At 72.0% G+C, this 17,166-nt stretch carries 15 protein-coding genes; 13 read left to right on the top strand and 2 right to left on the bottom strand.

Annotated elements, in window-relative coordinates:
- Positions 1–163 precede the first annotated feature (163 nt).
- The 11 genes from ACFY0F_RS01120 (at position 164) to ACFY0F_RS01070 (ending at position 13,083) form a co-directional block, all read left to right on the top strand.
- Entirely contained in the window at positions 164–1,411 is a 1,248-nt protein-coding gene (locus tag ACFY0F_RS01120; RefSeq protein ID WP_388787022.1) for an ROK family protein, read from the top strand.
- A 167-nt stretch (positions 1,412–1,578) separates the two neighbouring features.
- Positions 1,579–2,646 carry an ABC transporter substrate-binding protein gene (locus ACFY0F_RS01115; RefSeq protein WP_388787019.1) on the top strand — a complete coding sequence of 356 codons (1,068 nt, stop codon included), beginning with the start codon at positions 1,579–1,581 and terminating at the stop codon, positions 2,644–2,646.
- A complete protein-coding gene (locus tag ACFY0F_RS01110) occupies positions 2,643–3,494 on the top strand; it encodes an ABC transporter permease (protein ID WP_388787016.1) in 852 nt (283 codons plus the stop codon). The genes ACFY0F_RS01115 and ACFY0F_RS01110 overlap by 4 nt, the downstream gene beginning before the upstream one ends.
- Positions 3,470–4,204 (top strand): ABC transporter ATP-binding protein, encoded by a 735-nt coding sequence (locus tag ACFY0F_RS01105; protein ID WP_388787012.1) that lies wholly within the window; start codon positions 3,470–3,472, stop codon positions 4,202–4,204. The genes ACFY0F_RS01110 and ACFY0F_RS01105 overlap by 25 nt, the downstream gene beginning before the upstream one ends.
- Positions 4,205–4,349: 145 nt before the next feature.
- The gene (locus tag ACFY0F_RS01100) at positions 4,350–5,702 is read left to right on the top strand and encodes an LLM class flavin-dependent oxidoreductase (protein ID WP_388787009.1); all 1,353 of its coding nucleotides are present in this window, start codon (positions 4,350–4,352) and stop codon (positions 5,700–5,702) included.
- 14 nt (positions 5,703–5,716) lie between these two features.
- Positions 5,717–6,622, top strand: coding sequence for a TauD/TfdA dioxygenase family protein (locus ACFY0F_RS01095; protein ID WP_388787006.1), 906 nt, complete (start codon positions 5,717–5,719; stop codon positions 6,620–6,622).
- Positions 6,623–6,743: 121 nt separating this feature from the next.
- Entirely contained in the window at positions 6,744–8,120 is a 1,377-nt protein-coding gene (locus ACFY0F_RS01090) for an amino acid permease (protein ID WP_388787004.1), read from the top strand.
- A 102-nt stretch (positions 8,121–8,222) separates the two neighbouring features.
- Positions 8,223–8,870, top strand: coding sequence for a superoxide dismutase (locus tag ACFY0F_RS01085; protein WP_388787001.1), 648 nt, complete (start codon positions 8,223–8,225; stop codon positions 8,868–8,870).
- Positions 8,871–9,068: 198 nt separating this feature from the next.
- The gene (locus ACFY0F_RS01080) at positions 9,069–11,249 is read left to right on the top strand and encodes an MMPL family transporter (RefSeq protein ID WP_388786998.1); all 2,181 of its coding nucleotides are present in this window, start codon (positions 9,069–9,071) and stop codon (positions 11,247–11,249) included.
- 5 nt (positions 11,250–11,254) lie between these two features.
- Positions 11,255–12,448, top strand: a complete 1,194-nt coding sequence (locus ACFY0F_RS01075) for a sensor histidine kinase (protein WP_388786995.1) — start codon at positions 11,255–11,257, stop codon at positions 12,446–12,448.
- Complete coding sequence (locus ACFY0F_RS01070; protein ID WP_388786992.1) at positions 12,445–13,083, top strand: response regulator; 639 nt, start codon at positions 12,445–12,447, stop codon at positions 13,081–13,083. The genes ACFY0F_RS01075 and ACFY0F_RS01070 overlap by 4 nt, the downstream gene beginning before the upstream one ends.
- Position 13,084: 1 nt before the next feature.
- Here ACFY0F_RS01070 and ACFY0F_RS01065 read toward each other — a convergent pair whose 3' ends face one another.
- Positions 13,085–13,702 carry a histidine phosphatase family protein gene (locus ACFY0F_RS01065; RefSeq protein ID WP_388786990.1) on the bottom strand — a complete coding sequence of 206 codons (618 nt, stop codon included), beginning with the start codon at positions 13,700–13,702 and terminating at the stop codon, positions 13,085–13,087.
- Complete coding sequence (locus ACFY0F_RS01060) at positions 13,699–15,165, bottom strand: FGGY-family carbohydrate kinase (protein ID WP_388786988.1); 1,467 nt, start codon at positions 15,163–15,165, stop codon at positions 13,699–13,701. The genes ACFY0F_RS01065 and ACFY0F_RS01060 overlap by 4 nt, the downstream gene beginning before the upstream one ends.
- Positions 15,166–15,301: 136 nt before the next feature.
- On the opposite strand from ACFY0F_RS01060, the gene ACFY0F_RS01055 reads away from it, so the two are divergent.
- Both ACFY0F_RS01055 and ACFY0F_RS01050 read left to right on the top strand, forming a co-directional pair.
- Positions 15,302–16,117, top strand: coding sequence for a DeoR/GlpR family DNA-binding transcription regulator (locus ACFY0F_RS01055; RefSeq protein ID WP_388786986.1), 816 nt, complete (start codon positions 15,302–15,304; stop codon positions 16,115–16,117).
- Positions 16,114–17,142: a 2-hydroxyacid dehydrogenase gene (locus ACFY0F_RS01050; protein ID WP_388786984.1), complete on the top strand. Its 1,029-nt coding sequence runs from the start codon at positions 16,114–16,116 to the stop codon at positions 17,140–17,142. Before ACFY0F_RS01055 ends, ACFY0F_RS01050 begins: the two co-directional genes overlap by 4 nt.
- Positions 17,143–17,166 lie beyond the last annotated feature (24 nt).

Raw genomic sequence — 17,166 nt, 5'->3', positions numbered from 1 at the left:
GAGCCATGGTCGCCCAAGCCCGGTACTTCACGTCGCGTCGCTACGTCGACCTGCGACGCCAGGGCACCGCGACCTGTCGCCGCTCCGGCTGAGGCGTGCGGAGCGGTTTCGGCGCGCCTCGATCACGAGTCGTGTCGGCCCCGTTCCTCAAGGACGGTTTCCCATGCCCCGTACCGCGGCATCCACCCTCGCCTCTCCCATAGCCCGCGCCGCCGACAGTGACCGGCGGCGCACCAGTGCCAGCGTCGTCCTGCGGTCCGTGCTGGAGCACGGGCCGGTGGCCCGCAGCACCATCGCACGGCTGACCGGGCTGTCCCCGGCGTCCGTCACCGACTACTGCGCCCGCTTCACCGAACTCGGGCTGATCCGCGAAGCCGCCGCGCCCCGCCGTTCGAACGGGGTCGGCAGGCCCCATGTGCCCCTGGACCTCGACGACTCGCGGTTCGTGGTCGGCGGGGTGCACATCGCCGTGCCGTACACCACGGTCGCCCTGCTGGACCTGCGCGGCCGGGTGCTGGCCCGGCGGGAGCTGAAACACGAACACACCGATCCCGGCCGGGTGCTGGCGCGGGCGGCCGACGGGCTGGCGGCGCTGCTCGCCGGGTCACCGGGCGCACGGCCCCTGGGGGTCGGTGTGGCGACCGGGGGCTGGGTGGACCGGGACTCCGGGACGATCGTCGAGCATCCGCTGCTGGGCTGGCGGGACGTGGCGGTGCGGGAGGTGCTCGGCGCGCGCACCGGGCTGCCCGTCCATGTCGACGGGCACGCGCGGGCGCTGGTGAACGGGGAGCGGCTGTTCGGGCGGGCCCGGGGCAGCACGAGCGTGCTGCACCTGTTCGTCGGCAACGTGGTCGACGCGGCCTTCGCCACCCATGACGCGGTGCACTACGGGCCGCGCTCCCAGGCGGGCGCGATCGCCCATCTGCCGGTGCCGGGCGGCAGCGAGCCGTGCGCCTGCGGGCGCGTCGGCTGCCTCCAGGCCGAGCTCGGCGAGCGGACGTTGTGCCGGCGGGCCCGGGAGGCGGGGGTCATCGACGGGGTGAACCCGATGCATCTGGTCGGCGCCGCGGCGGCCGGGAACGCGGTGGCCGCGCGACTGCTCCGCGAGCGGGCCGCGGCGACCGGGCGGGCGGCACGGCTGCTGCTGGACCTGCTCAACCCCGAGACGCTCGTGGTGACCGAGGTGGGTGCCATGCACCGCGAGGACTGCCTGAGCGCTTTGCGTGAGGCGGTCGGGGCGGATCGCGCCGGGAATGTCGTCGCGACGAGTTTCCATGATTCAGTGCTGGCCGTGGCGGGTGGATCCGTGGTTCTCGACGTGCTCTATCGGGATCCGCTGGGACCTGAACGGCAGCGCCACCTGGAGCCAGTTAATTCAGAAACTCCGAATGTTGACAGGGGGCGCTCATGACCGGGAACATCCTGGTCATGACCTGTCGCACCCTTTGTTGCTGACGTCTTGACGCGCCGCGATGCGCGTATCCCCCCTGCGTGAATTCCCCTTCCTCGGCCTTCTGCTGCCCGGAATTCCGCATGCATTCCCACCTGCTTGTACGAAACAACTCAGGGAGCACTCCCATGTCTTCTCCGCCCGTTTCCGGGTTCGACCGCCGTCTGTTTCTCACCTCCCTGCTGGGCGCCGGCGCGGCGGTCGCGGGGCTCAGCGGATGCGCGGGCGGCAGCGCCGCGGCCGACGCCGAGGGCGCGTCCACCAAGCCGCTCGCCGACAGGGTTCCGGCGGGCACCAGCCTGAAGATCGCCTCCTACCAGAACCAGCAACAGCTCCAGTTCAAGCTGGCGAAACTGCCCAAGCTGCCGTTCAAGGTGTCGAGCTGGGTGAACCTGGGCGCCGGTCCGGACATCATCAACGCCTTCCGCGCCAAGTCCCTGGACCTCGCCAACAACGCGGGCATCCCGCCGATCCAGGCGCACTACCAGGGCTTCGCCGCGAAGATCGTGGCGATCGACATCACCCGTAAGCCCAACTACGTGTTCGCCACCAAGCCCGGCAGCGACATCCGTACGGTGGCGGACTTCAAGGGCAGGAAGCTCGCGTTCTCCCAGGGCCAGGCGCAGGGTGTCGTGCTGCTGCGGGCACTGAAGAAGGCGGGTCTGAAGTACGACGAGGTGAAGTTGGTCCCGCTGACCAGCAACCAGTTCCTCACCGCCCTGCAGTCCGGGCAGGTGGACGTCGCCCCGCTCGCCAACAACCAGGCCCCGGCCTACCTGAAGCAGTACGGGGGGAAGGGCGCCCACGTCGTCAAGACCGACGTCGTGGACCTGCTCAACCTGCTGTGGGCACCGCAGTCGGTGCTGAACGACCCCGCGAAGGCCGCCGCGATCGCCGCGTACATCCCGCAGTGGGCCAAGGGCCTGGTGTGGCAGTACGAGCACCCGGACGTCTGGAACGAGGAGTTCTACGTCAAGACGCAGAACCTGACCCTCGCCCAGGCCAAGTCGATCAGTGATCTCGCCAACAAGCCGCTGTTCCCGCCCAGCTGGGACGAGGCGATCAAGTGGGAGCAGGAGACCGCGGACCTGCTGGCCGAGGGCGGCTTCGTGAAGAAGTTCGACGTCTCCTCGCTCTTCGACCACCGCTTCGAGTCCATCGCGGCCAGGGCCGTACCCGCGGAGTACCGGAGGTGAGCGCCGTGACCACCACAGTGAGCGCGACCGCCGTCGCCGACACCGAGGGAGAGACCCACCGGGTCCGCCGACGCCGCCGGCTCGCCCCCGGCCGGCAGCTCCCCGCCGCCCGGCTGATCGGCCCCGCCGTCGTCGTCGCCGTCTGGGCGGTGGCCTCCGCCGCCGGAGCCCTCGACCCCGCCGCGATCCCGGCGCCCTGGACGGTCCTGAAGACGACCGGCCACCTGTGGACCGACGGCACCCTCCCCACCGATGTGCTGACCTCCCTCAGGCGGGCCGGGTACGGCTTCGCCATCGGCCTGACCGCGGGTGTCGTCCTGGCGCTCGCGTCGGGGCTCAGCCGGGTCGGGGAGGCGCTGATCGACGGGACCGTGCAGCTCAACCGGGCGATCCCGACCCTCGGTCTGATCCCGCTGTTCATCCTCTGGCTGGGCATCGGTGAGACCTTCAAGATCGCCATCATCGCGATCGTCGTCTACATCCCGATCTATCTCAACACGCACGCCGCGCTGTCCGGCATCGACAGCCGGTTCGTCGAACTCGCCGAGGTCCAGGGACTGTCGAGGCTCGCGTTCATCCGCCAGGTCGTCATCCCCGGGGCACTGCCCGGATTCTTCGTGGGACTCCGGCTCGGTGTCACCGGGTCCTGGCTCGGCCTGGTGGTGCTGGAGCAGATCAACGCCACCAGCGGCCTCGGCTACATGATGTTCCAGGCGCAGAACTACGGCCAGACCGACGTCATCCTCGTCGGACTGCTGATCTACGGCATCTTCGGCCTGATCTCCGACAGCGTGGTCCGCATCGTCGAACGGAGGGTGCTGTCGTGGCGCCGCACACTGAGCAGCTGACCCGACCCGCCGTCCAGCTCCGGGGCCTGACCCGGTCGTTCGCGGGCCGTACGGTCCTCGACGGCATCGACCTCGACCTGCCCGCCGGGCAGTTCACCGCCCTGCTCGGGCACAGCGGCTCCGGCAAGTCGACCCTGCTGCGGGCGGTGGCGGGCCTGGACCACGGCGTCGAGGGCAGCGGGCAGCTCACCGCACCCGAGCGGGTGTCCGTGGTCTTCCAGGACTCGCGGCTGCTGCCCTGGCGCCGGGTCCTGGCCAACGTGCTCCTCGGCACCGAGGGCAAGGACGCCGAGGAGCGCGGCCGGGCCGCCCTCGAGGAGGTGGGCCTGGGGGGCCGCGAGCGGGCCTGGCCCGGTGAGCTGTCCGGTGGCGAGGCCCAGCGGGCGGCGCTCGCCCGCTCCCTGGTCCGCGAACCCGAACTCCTCCTGGCGGACGAGCCGTTCGGCGCGTTGGACGCGTTGACGCGCATCAGGATGCACCATCTTCTCCGGCAGCTCTGGGAGCGGCACCGGCCCTCGGTACTGCTCGTCACCCACGACGTGGACGAGGCGATCGTGCTCGCCGACCGGGTTCTCGTCCTCGACTCCGGCCGCATCGGCCTCGACCTGACCATCGACCGCCCGCATCCGCGTTCCTACCGCGAGCCGGTGTTGGGTGAGTACCGGGAGCGGCTGCTCGCCGCGCTGGGCGTGACCGAAGACGCGGGGTGACTCCGTCGGCTGTGACCGTCGGTTGTCGTGACCGTCCCTGGGGGCTGCCGCCCCCGGACCCCCGCTTCGGCCCTGAACGGGCCTCGTCCCCACACGCCGGACGGGCTGATGAACCGCACCGGCGCTCGTAAGCAAAGGGCACCGCATGACCAGACAGCTCCACCTCAACGCGTTCCTCATGAGCACCGGCCACCACGAGGCGTCCTGGCGGCTCCCGGAGAGCGATCCGTACGCCCACGTGGACCTCGGCCACTACGTCAACCTGGCCCGGATCGCCGAACGCGGCACCTTCGACTCACTGTTCCTCGCCGACGGCCCCCAGCTCTGGGGCAATCTGGCCCAGCGCCCCGCGGGCGCCCTGGAACCGCTCACCCTGCTGACCGCGCTGGCGACGGCGACCGAGCACATCGGTCTGATCGCCACCGCCTCCACCTCCTACAACTCCCCCTACAACCTGGCCCGCAAGTTCGCCTCCCTGGACATCATCAGCGGCGGCCGGGCCGGCTGGAACATCGTCACCACCGCCGGCGCCGAGGCGGCCCGCAACTTCGGCCTCGACGCCGAGCCGGCGCACGCCGAGCGCTACGCCCGCGCCGCCGAGTTCCTCGACGTGGCCCTCAAGCTGTGGGACAGCTGGGAGGACGACGCGATCGTCGCCGACAAGGCGGCCGGGGTCTGGGGCGACGACGCCAAGGTCCATCCGCCCCGGCACAAGGGCACGTACTTCAGCGTCGCCGGCGCCCTCAACGTGCCGCGCTCCCCGCAGGGTTACCCCGTCCTCGTCCAGGCGGGCTCCTCCGAGGACGGCAAGGCCTTCGCCGCCCGGTACGCGGAGGCGGTGTTCACCGCCCAGCAGACCGTCGAGGACGCGCGAGGCTTCTACGCCGACCTCAAGTCCCGTACGTCGGCGGCCGGCCGGAACCCCGAGCACATCAAGGTGCTACCCGGGATCGTCCCCGTACTCGGCTCCACGGAGGCCGAGGCGCGGGCGAACGAGCAGGTGCTGGAGGACCACATCGTGTACACGCACGGGGTGGGCCGCCTGGAGAACCTGCTGCAACTGGAGCCCGGCACCCTGGAGCTGGACACCCCACTGCCCGCCGACCTGCCTCCCGAGTCCGCCATCGAGGGCGCCAAGAGCCGCTACACGCTCGTGGTGGAGCTGGCCCGGCGTGAACGGCTCACCGTCCGGCAGCTGATCGGGCGGCTCGGCGGCGGGCGCGGGCACCTCACCTTCGCCGGGACGCCGGAGCAGGTCGCCGACCAGATCGAGCGGTGGTTCACCCAGGGCGCCGCCGACGGCTTCAACATCATGCCGGCCGTGCTGCCCTCCGGCCTGGAGGCGTTCGTCGAGCACGTCGTCCCGATCCTGCGCGCCCGCGGGCTGCTGCGCACCGAGTACGGCCCCCGCCGGACCCTGCGGGAGCGCTACGGCCTTCCCCGCCCCGCCAACCAGTACCTCTCCGACCCGCCCGTTCCCGCTCCCGCCCTCGTCTGAAAGGACCCCCACCCATGAGCGACATCCAGATCACCAAGGTCACCGCCAACATCGGCGCCCAGGTCTTTGGCATCGACATCTCCAAGCCCCTAGACCTGGAGAGCGTCGCCGCGATCCGCGAGGCCCTCAACGTCCACAAGGCGCTGGTCTTCGACGACGTGCACCTCGACGACGAGGGCCAGCAGGCCTTCGCCCGCCACTTCGGCGACCTGACCACCGCCCACCCGACGGTCGGCGCCGTCGAGGGCGCCCCGAACGTGCTGCCCGTGGACAGCGAGCGCGGCCGCGCCAACCACTGGCACACCGACGTCACCTTCGTCCTCAACCCGCCGCAGGCCAGCACCCTGCGCTCCATCACGATCCCGCCGTACGGCGGCGAGACCCTGATCGCCAGCTCGGCCGCCGCCTACCGCGACCTGCCCGAGCCACTGCGACGGCTGGCCGACGGCCTGTGGGCGGAACACACCAACGACTACGACTACGCCGTGCCGGACGAGGCGATCGACGAGGAGAAGGCCGCGCAGCGCGCCCAGTTCACGTCCATCACGTACCGCACCGCCCATCCCGTGGTCCGCGTGCACCCCCTGACCGGCGAACGCGGCCTGTTCATCGGCGGGTTCGCCCAACGGATCGTCGGCCTGTCGACCGGCGAGTCCCGGAAGATCCTGGACCTGCTCCAGACGTACGTCACCCGCCCGGAGAACGTCCTGCGCTGGCGCTGGTCGCCGAACCAGCTCGTCCTGTTCGACAACCGCATCACCCAGCACTACGCCATCGACAACTACGACGGACAGCCGCGCCGCCTGAACCGGGTGACCGTCGCCGGTGACGTCCCGGTCGGCGTCGACGGCAAGGAGAGCTACTCGATCGAAGGCGACGCCTCGCACTACACGCCCGTACAGACACCCGTGGCCGCGTAACCGTACGCACACCGTCCGTACGGCCGGCGTCCGGATGCTGGGCGGCTCCTTCGCGTGAGGGGAGGGGCCGCCCACACTGTGGGCGTTTTTGCCCATCTATTGCACTGGACGAGCCGCGCCCATGCCCCGCACCACCGTCAACGCTCCACCGGAGCCGGACACTTCCCTCTCCCACGGTCTCAAGCAGCGCCATCTGTCGATGATCGCCCTCGGCGGCGTGATCGGCGCGGGCCTGTTCGTCGGCTCCGGCGCGGGCATCGCCGCCGCCGGACCGTCGATCGTCGTCGCCTACACCCTCTCCGGCCTCCTGGTGATGCTGGTGATGCGGATGCTCGGCGAGATGTCGGCCGCGTACCCGTCGTCGGGCTCGTTCTCCGCGCACGCCGAGCGGGCGATCGGCCCGTGGGCGGGCTTCGCCGCGGGCTGGTCCTTCTGGGTGCTGCTGTGCACGGCGGTCGGCCTGGAGGGCATCGGCGCCGCGCACATCGTCACCGGCTGGCTGCCGGGCACCCCGGAGTGGGCCTGGGTGGCCCTGTTCATGGTGGTGTTCTGCGGCACGAACCTGGCCGCCGTGAAGAACTTCGGCGAGTTCGAGTTCTGGTTCGCCGCGCTGAAGGTCGGCGCGATCAGCCTGTTCCTGATCCTCGGCGTGCTGGCCGTCGCGGGCGTGCTGCCCGGCACCGACTCCCCCGGCGCCGCCAACCTCACCGACTTCCTCCCGAACGGCGGCGAGGGCCTGGTCGTCGGCCTGCTCGCCTCCGTGTTCGCGTACGGCGGCCTGGAGACCGTCACCATCGCGGCGGCCGAGTCGGAGGACCCGGTGCGGGGCGTGGCCAGTGCCGTCCGCACGGCGATGTGGCGGATCGCGCTGTTCTACATCGGCTCGATGGCCGTGGTCGTCACCCTCGTCCCCTGGGACTCCGCGGCGGTCGTCGAGAAGGGCCCGTACGTCGCCGCCCTCGACCGGCTGGGCATCCCGGGCGCCGGCCAGCTCATGAACGTCGTCGTGCTGGTGGCCCTGCTGTCCGCGATGAACGCCAACGTCTACGGCTCCTCGCGCATCGCCCATTCCCTCGTCATGCGCGGCCAGGGCCCGGGGCTGCTGGCGAAGGTCTCCGGCGGGGTACCGCGCGTCGCCGTGCTGACCTCCTGCGTCTTCGGTTTCGTCTGCGTGCTGCTGAGCTACTGGCGGCCCGACGACGTCTTCCCCTGGCTGCTGAACATGATCGGCGCGGTCATCCTGATCGTCTGGGTCTTCATCGCCGTCTCCCAACTGCTGCTGCGCCGCCGAGTGGAGCGGGAGGCACCGGAGCGTCTGGCCGTACGGATGTGGGCGTTCCCGGTGCTGACCTGGGTGGCACTGGCGGCCATGGCGGCGGTCTTCGTCCTGATGGCCCGTGAACCCGGCACCCGGATCCAGCTCTGCTCGTCCGGCGGCATGACCCTGTTCCTGGCGGTGGTCGGCTATATCCGGCAGCGGACGCGCGCCACATCCTGACCCATCCCGCCCCGAAACGCCCCCGCGGTACACCCGCGGGGGCTTTTTGTTGCTAGCGTGCAGTTGCAAGCAATGTGCAATAAGCTTCCGAGGGGACCGGTCATGCCCGTCTACACGCTTCCTGACCTGCCTTACGACTACTCCGCGCTCGCCCCCGTGATCAGCCCCGAGATCATCGAGCTGCACCACGACAAGCACCACGCGGCCTATGTGAGGGGCGCCAACGACACGCTGGAGCAGCTGGCGCAGGCGCGGGACGAGGCGTCGTGGGGCTCGGTCAACGGCCTGGAGAAGAACCTGGCCTTCCACCTGTCCGGGCACATCCTGCACAGCATCTACTGGCAGAACATGACCGGCCCGAAGGACGGCGGCGGCGAGCCGCTGGCGCAGGACGGCGTGGGTGACCTGGCCGACGCGATCACCGAGTCCTTCGGCTCCTTCGCCGCCTTCAAGGCCCAGCTCTCCAAGGCCGCGGCCACCACCCAGGGCTCCGGCTGGGGCGTGCTGGCGTACGAACCGCTCAGCGGCCGTCTGATCGTCGAGCAGGTCTACGACCACCAGGGCAACGTCGGCCAGGGCTCGGTCCCGGTCCTGGTCTTCGACGCCTGGGAGCACGCCTTCTACCTCCAGTACAGGAACCAGAAGGTCGACTTCGTCGAGGCCATGTGGCAGGTCGTCAACTGGCAGGACGTCGCCCGCCGTCACCAGGCAGCGAAGTCCCGCGCGGACGTGCTGCTGCTCGCGCCCTGACGGACGGCGCGCGCACCGATCGTCCCGCCTCGTGATCGTCTTCTCACCCTTCACGGCGGCGGGCGGCACAAGGGAGACCCCCGTGAGGACGTGACTCACGGGGGTTTTCCCCTCCTTCGGCGTCCACCGATCGGTGGACGCCGAGTTCAACCGGGTACCCGTGTCCCCCAACCACCTTGCACAGCAAGGCTGTGGGGCATGAAATCACTGACTGTGCGCATCGCGTGCTGGAGTGCGCAGCACCCTTGGAAGGCGGTCGTCGGCTGGGTGCTGTTCGTGGCGTTGTGCCTGGGTGTCGGCGGCGGCGTCGGCACCCATGAGGCGACGACGGCGGACTACCGGGTCGGCGAGGCGGGCCGGGCCGAGGCCATGGCGGCCGAGGGGCACCTGGAGCGGCTGTCCACCGAGCAGGTGCTGATCTCGGCGCGGTCCGGCCCCCTGGGCGACCGGGCCGCATCCGCCGCGCGGGAGCTCACCGCCCGGATGAAGCGACTGCCCGAGGTCGCGGGCGTGGCCGCCCCGGTGCGGTCCTCGGACGGCCGCATCCTCATGGTGGAGGTGTCCATCAGGGGCGAGGAACGGGACGCGGACGACAAGGTCGACGCGCTGGTCGCGCAGACCACCGCCACCCAGAAGGCCCACCCGGAGCTGCTGCTCCAGGAGACCGGCTCCGCCTCGACCAGCAAGGGAGTCGACCGGCAGCGCGACGACGACCTGGCCCTCTCCGAGAAGATCACGCTGCCGGTCACCCTGCTCACCCTGCTGGTCGTCTTCGGTTCGGTCACCATGGCCGCCGTACCGCTGCTGCTCGCGCTGTCGTCGATCGCGGCGGCCGTGGGACTGTCGATGGTCGCCTCGCACCTGACCCCCGACACCGGGGTGGGCACCAATGTGATCCTGATGATCGGGCTGGCGGTCGGCGTCGACTACACGCTCTTCTACCTCAAGCGGGAACGGGAGGAACGGGCCCGCTCGGGCGGCCGGTTGAGCAGCGAGGCCCTGGTGGAGCTGGCGGCGGCCACCTCCGGGCGGGCGGTCGTGGTCTCCGGGCTCGCGGTCGTCGCGTCCACCGCCACCCTGTACCTGGCCTCCGACGTGATCTTCTCCTCGCTCGCCACGGGCACCATCGTGGTCGTCCTGGTCGCGGTGGCCAGCTCGCTGACCGCGCTGCCCGCCCTGCTGACCCTGCTGGGCCGGCGGGCCGAGCGCCGGGCACGGCGGCGGGCCGTGCGGGGCAAGCCCTCCCGGCGGATCCGGAGCGAGGACGGCGGCCGGTTCTGGGCGGCGCTGCTGCGGCCCGCCGCCCGGCACCCGCTGGCCACGCTGTGCTGCTCGCTCCTCGCCCTGCTCGCCCTGGTCCTCCCGCTGACCGGGCTGAGGATCACCGAGATGAGCCGGGACACGCACTCCCGCGCGATCCCCGCGATGCGGGTCTACGACCGGCTCAACGCGGCGTTCCCCGAGCAGCGGGTCACCCACCAGGTCGTCGTACGGGCCGACGCCTCGCGGGCCGCGGAGGTCGGCGCCCAACTGCGCGCCCTGGCCCGGCGGGCCGCCGCCGACCCGCTGTTCACCGACGCGTCCCGGATCCGGGTCTCCGCCGACCACCGGATCAGCACGCTGGAGCTGAGGGTGCCCCACCTGGGCAACTCCCCGCAGGCGTACGCCTCTCTGGACCACCTCCGGCACGACTACCTGCCCGCCACCGTCGGCAAGGTCGCGGGCGCCGAGTACGGCGTGAGCGGTGACGTCGCCCGCTACACCGACTATCCGGCCCACCAGGACGGCAAACTCCCTCTCGTCCTGGGCGCGTTGCTCCTGGTGACGTTCCTGACGACGCTGTACGCGTTCCGCTCCGTCGTCCTCGGTCTGATCGGCGTCACCCTCAACGTGCTGTCCGCGGCGGCCGCGCTCGGTCTGCTCGTGCTCGTCTTCCAGCACAGCTGGGCCGAGGGGCTGCTCGGCTTCCACTCCACCGGGTCGATCGGCTCGCGCGTGCCGCTGTTCCTGTTCGTCATCCTCTTCGGACTGTCCATGGACTACCAGGTGTTCGTGGTCAGCCGGATCCGTGAGGCGGTCCTCGCCGGCACCCCGACCCGGCAGGCGGTGCTCGACGGGGTCCGCCGGTCGGCGAGCGTGGTGACCAGCGCGGCCGTGATCATGACGACGGTCTTCGTGAGCTTCGTCTTCCTGCACATCATCGAGATGAAGCAGATCGGCTTCGTCCTGGCGGCGGCCGTCCTGCTGGACGCGTTCGTCGTACGGATCCTGATCCTGCCCGCGGCACTGCTGCTGCTCGGCGAGCGCAGCTGGTGGCCGGTGCGACCGGTCTCGCGCACCCGACCCGTCCCCGACAACGCGCTGGTCGACGTACGTTGATCGGTATGACCGCTCTCGCCGAGCCCTCCGCCGACGCCTTCTGGGCCGTGTCGCTGCGCCGTTGGAACGCGGTGTGCTGGGTGCTGTTCGCCGCGATGGCCGTCGGGATCGCCGCACTGGGCGGTTCCGGCCGGGACACCTACGCTGCGCTGGCGCTGCTGGCCTGCGTGGCGGTGAGCTTCGCGGTGCTGCACCGCTTCCCGGCGGGCCCCGTCGTACGGCCGCACGGCTACCTCGGGGTGCTGGTGACCGCGCTCGGGGGTCTGGCCTATCTGGGCTCCAGTTACGCGGCCCTGTTCATGGTGACGCTGCCGCACTACTGGATGTTCGGGCGGACCCGGCGGGCGTCGATGGCCTTCCTGGGGCTGGCCACCGCCGGGACGCTCGCGGGCAGCTGGGTGCGGCAGGGGTGGTCGGCGGAGTTCTTCGGCGAGACGGCGGTGTCCACGCTGATCGTGGTCGCGGTGGGCGTGCTGATCGGGCTGTGGGCGCACTCGGTGGTCGAACAGAGCACCGAACGCGCCCGTCTGATCGTCGAGTTGGAGCGCACCCAGGCCGAGCTGTCCGAGGCGCACCAGCGGCAGGGCGCGGCGGACGAGCGGGAGCGGATGGCCCGGGAGATCCACGACACCCTCGCACAGGGCTTCGCGTCCATCGTGGTCCTCGCCGAGGCGGCCCGGGCCGGGCTCGTCACCGATCCCGCCCGGACCGCCCGGCAGCTGCGGTCCATCGAGTCCACCGCGCGGGAGAACCTCGCCGAGGCCCGGGAGCTGGTCGGCTCGGGCAGGGCGCCGGGAGGCGCTGCGGCGGGATCCGTGGCGGACACCCTGCGCCGGATCCTGGCCCGGTTCGCGGAGGACACCGGGCTCACCGTGGAGGCCGAGCTGGCCGATCTCGTCTGCGACCAGCCGACCCGGATCGCGGTGCTGCGCTGCGCCCAGGAGTCGCTGGCCAACGTGCGCAAGCACGCCCGCGCCTCCACCGTGGGCGTGGTGCTGGCCCAGCGGCCGTACGGGGTGGAACTGGAGGTCACCGACGACGGCACCGGGTTCGTCGTGGAGGCGTCGACGGGGTTCGGTCTCGACGGTATGCGCAAGCGGCTGGCGGAGCTGGGCGGCCGGTTGACGGTGACCAGTTCGGTCGGGGACGGGACACGGATCCTGGCGGTGCTGCCGTCGGGCGGGGAGGGGGCGGCATGAGCGGGGACAGGCTGCGGGTCGTGGTGGTGGACGACCACACGGTGATGCGGGCGGGGGTGGTCGCCCTGCTCGGCGGTGAGGAGGGCATCGAGATCGTCGGGGAGGCGGGCGACGGCCGCGCGGCTCTCGACCTGGTGGCCCGCCACGACCCGGACGTGGCCCTGGTCGACCTGCGGATGCCGAAGCTGGACGGGGTCGCCACGACCACCGAGATCGTCGCCCGCCACCCGCGCACCAAGGTGCTGATCCTCACGACGTACGACACCGACGCCGACATCGAACGGGGTGTCGAGGCCGGTGCCATCGGCTATCTGCTGAAGGACACCACGCGGGAGCAGCTGGCCGAGGCGATCCGGTCGGCGGCACGCGGGGAGACGGTGCTGGCGCCCCGGGTCGCGGAGAAGCTGGTCGCGCGGATGCGGCGCCCGGTGCAGGAGCCGCTGACCGCCCGGGAGACGGATGTCCTGGGCGCGGTCGCCGACGGGCTGACCAACGCCGAGATCGGCCGCCGTCTGGTCATCTCGGAGGCCACCGTGAAGACCCATCTGCTGCGGCTGTTCGCCAAGCTGGACGTGAACGACCGGACGCGTGCGGTGGTGGTGGCGATGGAACGGGGTCTGCTGCGGCGGCCCTGAGTCAGGCCTGCGGCGCGCAGGGCACGTTCAGCGACAGCAGCGACGTGGTGTCCCCGTCGATGCGGACCTCGCTGACGGCCGCGTTCACCAGGCGCGGGAACACCCGGCGGTAGTCGGCCGGCGGGATGGACAGCAGCGAGCACAGCACCAGCCTCAGCAGGGTGTTGTGGGCGACGACGAGGACGCGCTCCCCGGGGTGGCCGGCGGCGACCCGGCGCAGGACGGCGGTACCGCGCTCGGCGGCGGCCAGCGGGTTCTCGGCGCCCGGGAAGGGGTGGGCGACCGGGTCGGCGCGGTAGGCGTCCGCCGCGGCGGGGTCCTCGGCCGCGAACTCGGCCAGCGTACGGCCCTCCAGCACTCCGAAGTCGCATTCCCGCAGGTCCGGTTCGCGCCCTGGGGTGAGTCCGAGCGCGCGGCAGGCGGGCTCGGCGGTGGCGACGGCCCGGGAGAGGGGGGAGGTGACGATCGCGTCGACCGGGTGCGCGGCGGCCCACCGGCCGAGCGCCTCGGCCTGGATGCGGCCGGTGTCGGTGAGGGCGATGTCGCTTGTCCCGGCGTAGCGGTTCTCGGCGTGCCAGACGGTCTGCCCGTGCCGGGCCAGGAGGAGGGTGGTCGTCATGAGTCCGCAGTATCCCGGTCCAGGCGGGCGCGGGCGTGCGCGGCGACCGGGCCGGGCAGCCAGCCGCGTGTCCGGAGCTCGTCGACGAGGCGGGCGTACGGTTCGGTGAAGCGGGCGGTGTGCCCCGGGCGGGGTTCGACGACCGTGCGGATGCGGACCATGCGGTCGGTGACCTCGGTGAGCGTGGGCGCGGCGCCCGTGCCGTAGGCGGCCAGTGCGGCCATGCCCAGGGCGGGTTCGGTCAGTTCGGGCACTCGGGCGGGGCGGCCCAGGACGTCGGCACGGAGCTGGTTCCAGTAGGTGCTGCGGGCGGCTCCGCCGGTGAAGGCGAGGGGGCCGTCGAGGGGGGCGCCGAGGTGGTGGAGGTAGTCCAGGCAGAGGCGTTCGGTGAAGGCGACGCCCTGCAGGAGGGCCGCCCACAGGTCGGCGTCCGACACCGGGTCGCCGAGGAGGAGGGCGGTGGCGTTCGCGGCGCGGAACGGGAAGCGTTCGCCCGGTGAGACGAGCGGGTAGGCGACCGCGTTCGACGGTTCGAAGGCGGCGGCGCGGGCGTCCAGTGCGGCCGGATCGGCGCGCGGGAAACGCGCGGTCAGCACTCCCGCGCCGACGCCGGAGGCGCCCCCGGGCAGCCAGTTCCCGTCCGGTGCACGGTGGTTGTAGACCACGCCCGTGGGGTCGTGGACCGGCTCGGCGGTGGCGCCCTTGAGCACCAGGGTCGTCCCGAGCACCGAGTTCCAGGCGCCCGTGCGCAGCGCCCCGGAGGCGATCTGTGCCGCGCACCCGTCGGTCATGCCCGCGATGACGGGCGTGCCGGCGGGGATGCCGGTGGCCTCGGCGGCGGCCGGGCAGACCTCGCCGAGGCGGGTGCCGGGACGTACGACGCCGGGGAGCGCGTCCGCCGGGAGGCCGGGGACGTCCGGCCAGGTGTCGCGCCGGAGGTCGTACCCGGTCTTGAGGGCGTGGCTGGAGTCGGTGGGGACCGGGTGGCCGACGAGCCGGGCGTTGATCACGTCGGGCTGGTGGGCGGCCTTCGCGTCGCCGCCCTTCACGCCGCCGCTCTTTCCGCCACCACCGTTGCGGAGCAGCCACAGCACCTTCGGCAGCGCCCAGGTGTCCTGCACCGCGAGCCCGGCGTTCCGCAGCCGCGCCGCCTCCGCCCAGGCCCGACCGTCGTCGTACATCAGCGCGGGCCCGTCCGTGTCCGTCAGCAGCACGGTCCCGGAGGTGCCGCACACCGCCAGCCCGTCGACGTGGCTCACCCCGGGCAGTGCCTGCCGGGTGGCGGTGCACACCGCCTCCCACCACTCCCCCGGATCCTGCTCGTGCCGCGGCCCCTCCCGCCGGTCTCGCCGCAGCGGCGCGGACCCGCGGCCGACGACCGTGCCGTCGGCCGTCACGAGGAGCGCGCGCACACCCTGCGTCCCCAGGTCGATGCCCAGCCAGGCCCCGGCCCCGGCTCCCATCCGGACCTCCCACACATCGCGACGTCCCCTGTGAACTTCCCACTCTGCACTGAGATTTCACCCCGCACGAGGGGTTGACCGCCTTCTTTCGCTGTTACACGCTCTGTTATCGGGTCGACTCGAGGTGTGGAAAGCGATGAGCAGCAGCAACGCGCAGCAGGGCCCCGCGGCCCGCCAGGCCGCCATGGCCGAACTCGTACTGGCCGACGGCTCGGCCACCGCGGCGGACCTGGCCGAGCGGTTCGGGGTGAGCCTGATGACCATCCACCGGGACCTGGACGAACTCGAACGGCAGGGCGTGGTGCGCAAGTTCAGGGGCGGCGTGACCGCCCAGCCGTCCGGGGTGTTCGAGTCGAACGTGCAGTACCGGCTGAAGACCATGCGGGCGCAGAAGGCGGCGATCGCCGAGCACGCGCTGAAGTCGGTCGAGCCGGGTATGGCGGTCCTCCTGGACGACTCCACGACCGCGCTGGAGCTGGCGCGCCGGCTCCGCCTGGCCGACATCACCCCGCTGACCGTCGTCACCAACTTCCTGGAGGCGATCAACCTCCTCGCCGACCGGCGCGGCATCCGTCTGATGGCGCTCGGCGGGGACTACGACCCGCTGCACTCCTCCTTCCTCGGGGTGTCCTGCGTGGAGGCGGTGCAGCAGCTCCGGGTGGACGTGTGCTTCGCGTCGACGTCGGCCGTCCACGGGGGCCACGCCTACCACCAGGAGCAGCACATCGTGTCCGTGAAGCGGGCGATGCTCGACTCGGCGGCCCGTAACGTCCTGCTGGTCGACCACACCAAGCTGGGCCGGGTCGCCCTGCACCGGGTCGCCCCGCTGACCCGTTTCGACCTGCTGCTCGTGGACGACGGCGCCTCGCCCGAGGCGCTGCGCGACCTGGACGAACACAAGGTGCCGTACGAGGTGTGCGTCACCCGCCCGGAGGGGGGCGGGGACCGATGACCCCGGTCGGCAGCGTGCGGGTCGTGGCCGCCGGTGACCACTTCGTCCTGCCGTCACTGATCACTGACGCGGTCCACCGGGAAACCGCCTGCGAAGTACGGGAGTTGACCCTTGGCTGGCCCCTGGAGCCGTTCGGCCCGGTCGCCGAGGTCAGTGAGGCGAGCGACGCCGAGGACGAGCTGATCGACGTAGCTGCGGACGCGGAGGTGCTGGTGACCCAGATGGGCCCGGTGACCGCGCGTGTCCTCGCCGCCTGCCCCCGGTTGCGGCTGGTCGTGGTCTGCCGGGGCGGCCCGGTCAACGTCAACCTGGACGCGGCCAGGGCCCATGACGTCCGGGTGTGCTTCGCGCCCGGCCGCAACGCCGCCGCCACCGCCGAGTTCACCGTCGGTCTGCTCCTCGCGGCCCTGCGCCGCATCCCGCAGGCGCACGAGTTGCTGGCGCGGCAGGGCAGTTGGGCCGGCGCGGCCTACTACACCTACGAGCACAGCGGTCTTGAGCTGGAGGACCTGCCGGTCGGCCTGGTCGGGTACGGGGCGGTGGGCAGCCGGGTCGCCCGGGTGCTGTGCGCCTTCGGGGCGCGGGTGATGGTGTACGACCCGTATGTCCGCGGGGAGGTGCACGGGTTACGGCTCGGCTCCCTGGACGAGCTGCTGCGCCGCTCCCGGGTGATCACCCTGCACGCCCGGCTCACCGAGGAGACCCGCGGGATGGTCGGCGCCCGTGAGCTGGCGCTGCTGCCGCCCGGCGCGGTGGTGGTGAACGTGGCGCGCGGTCCGCTGCTGGACGAGGACGCGCTGTGCGACGCGCTGGAGAGCGGCCGGCTGTCGGCGGCGGCCCTCGACACCTACGCGGTCGAGCCGCTGCCGCCGCGCTCCCGGCTGTCGGCGCTGGCCGATCGGGTCGTGCTGACCCCGCATCTGGGCGGGGCGAGCCGGGCGGTGGCCGAGAAGGCGGCGCGGATCGCGGCGGCGGAGGTGGGGCGCTGGGTGCGCGGGGAGCCGCTGGCGCACTGTCTGACGTGACGGCCGTACAGCTCGTACCGGGAG

Origin of the sequence: Streptomyces sp. NPDC001544 (genome assembly GCF_042894285.1) — a bacterium.
Taxonomy (GTDB): Bacteria; Actinomycetota; Actinomycetes; order Streptomycetales; family Streptomycetaceae; genus Streptomyces.
The sequence above is the reverse complement of the archived record's forward strand: the minus strand, read 5'-3'. Positions and strand labels throughout refer to the sequence as shown.

Coding starts and splice junctions, on each gene's coding strand:
- ACFY0F_RS01120 (WP_388787022.1), top strand. CDS start 164: ATGCCCCGTACCGCGGCATCCACCCTCGCCTCTCCCATAGCCCGCGCC.
- ACFY0F_RS01115 (WP_388787019.1), top strand. CDS start 1,579: ATGTCTTCTCCGCCCGTTTCCGGGTTCGACCGCCGTCTGTTTCTCACC.
- ACFY0F_RS01100 (WP_388787009.1), top strand. CDS start 4,350: ATGACCAGACAGCTCCACCTCAACGCGTTCCTCATGAGCACCGGCCAC.
- ACFY0F_RS01095 (WP_388787006.1), top strand. CDS start 5,717: ATGAGCGACATCCAGATCACCAAGGTCACCGCCAACATCGGCGCCCAG.
- ACFY0F_RS01090 (WP_388787004.1), top strand. CDS start 6,744: ATGCCCCGCACCACCGTCAACGCTCCACCGGAGCCGGACACTTCCCTC.
- ACFY0F_RS01085 (WP_388787001.1), top strand. CDS start 8,223: ATGCCCGTCTACACGCTTCCTGACCTGCCTTACGACTACTCCGCGCTC.
- ACFY0F_RS01080 (WP_388786998.1), top strand. CDS start 9,069: ATGAAATCACTGACTGTGCGCATCGCGTGCTGGAGTGCGCAGCACCCT.
- ACFY0F_RS01075 (WP_388786995.1), top strand. CDS start 11,255: ATGACCGCTCTCGCCGAGCCCTCCGCCGACGCCTTCTGGGCCGTGTCG.
- ACFY0F_RS01070 (WP_388786992.1), top strand. CDS start 12,445: ATGAGCGGGGACAGGCTGCGGGTCGTGGTGGTGGACGACCACACGGTG.
- ACFY0F_RS01065 (WP_388786990.1), bottom strand. CDS start 13,702: ATGACGACCACCCTCCTCCTGGCCCGGCACGGGCAGACCGTCTGGCAC.
- ACFY0F_RS01060 (WP_388786988.1), bottom strand. CDS start 15,165: ATGGGAGCCGGGGCCGGGGCCTGGCTGGGCATCGACCTGGGGACGCAG.
- ACFY0F_RS01055 (WP_388786986.1), top strand. CDS start 15,302: ATGAGCAGCAGCAACGCGCAGCAGGGCCCCGCGGCCCGCCAGGCCGCC.
- ACFY0F_RS01050 (WP_388786984.1), top strand. CDS start 16,114: ATGACCCCGGTCGGCAGCGTGCGGGTCGTGGCCGCCGGTGACCACTTC.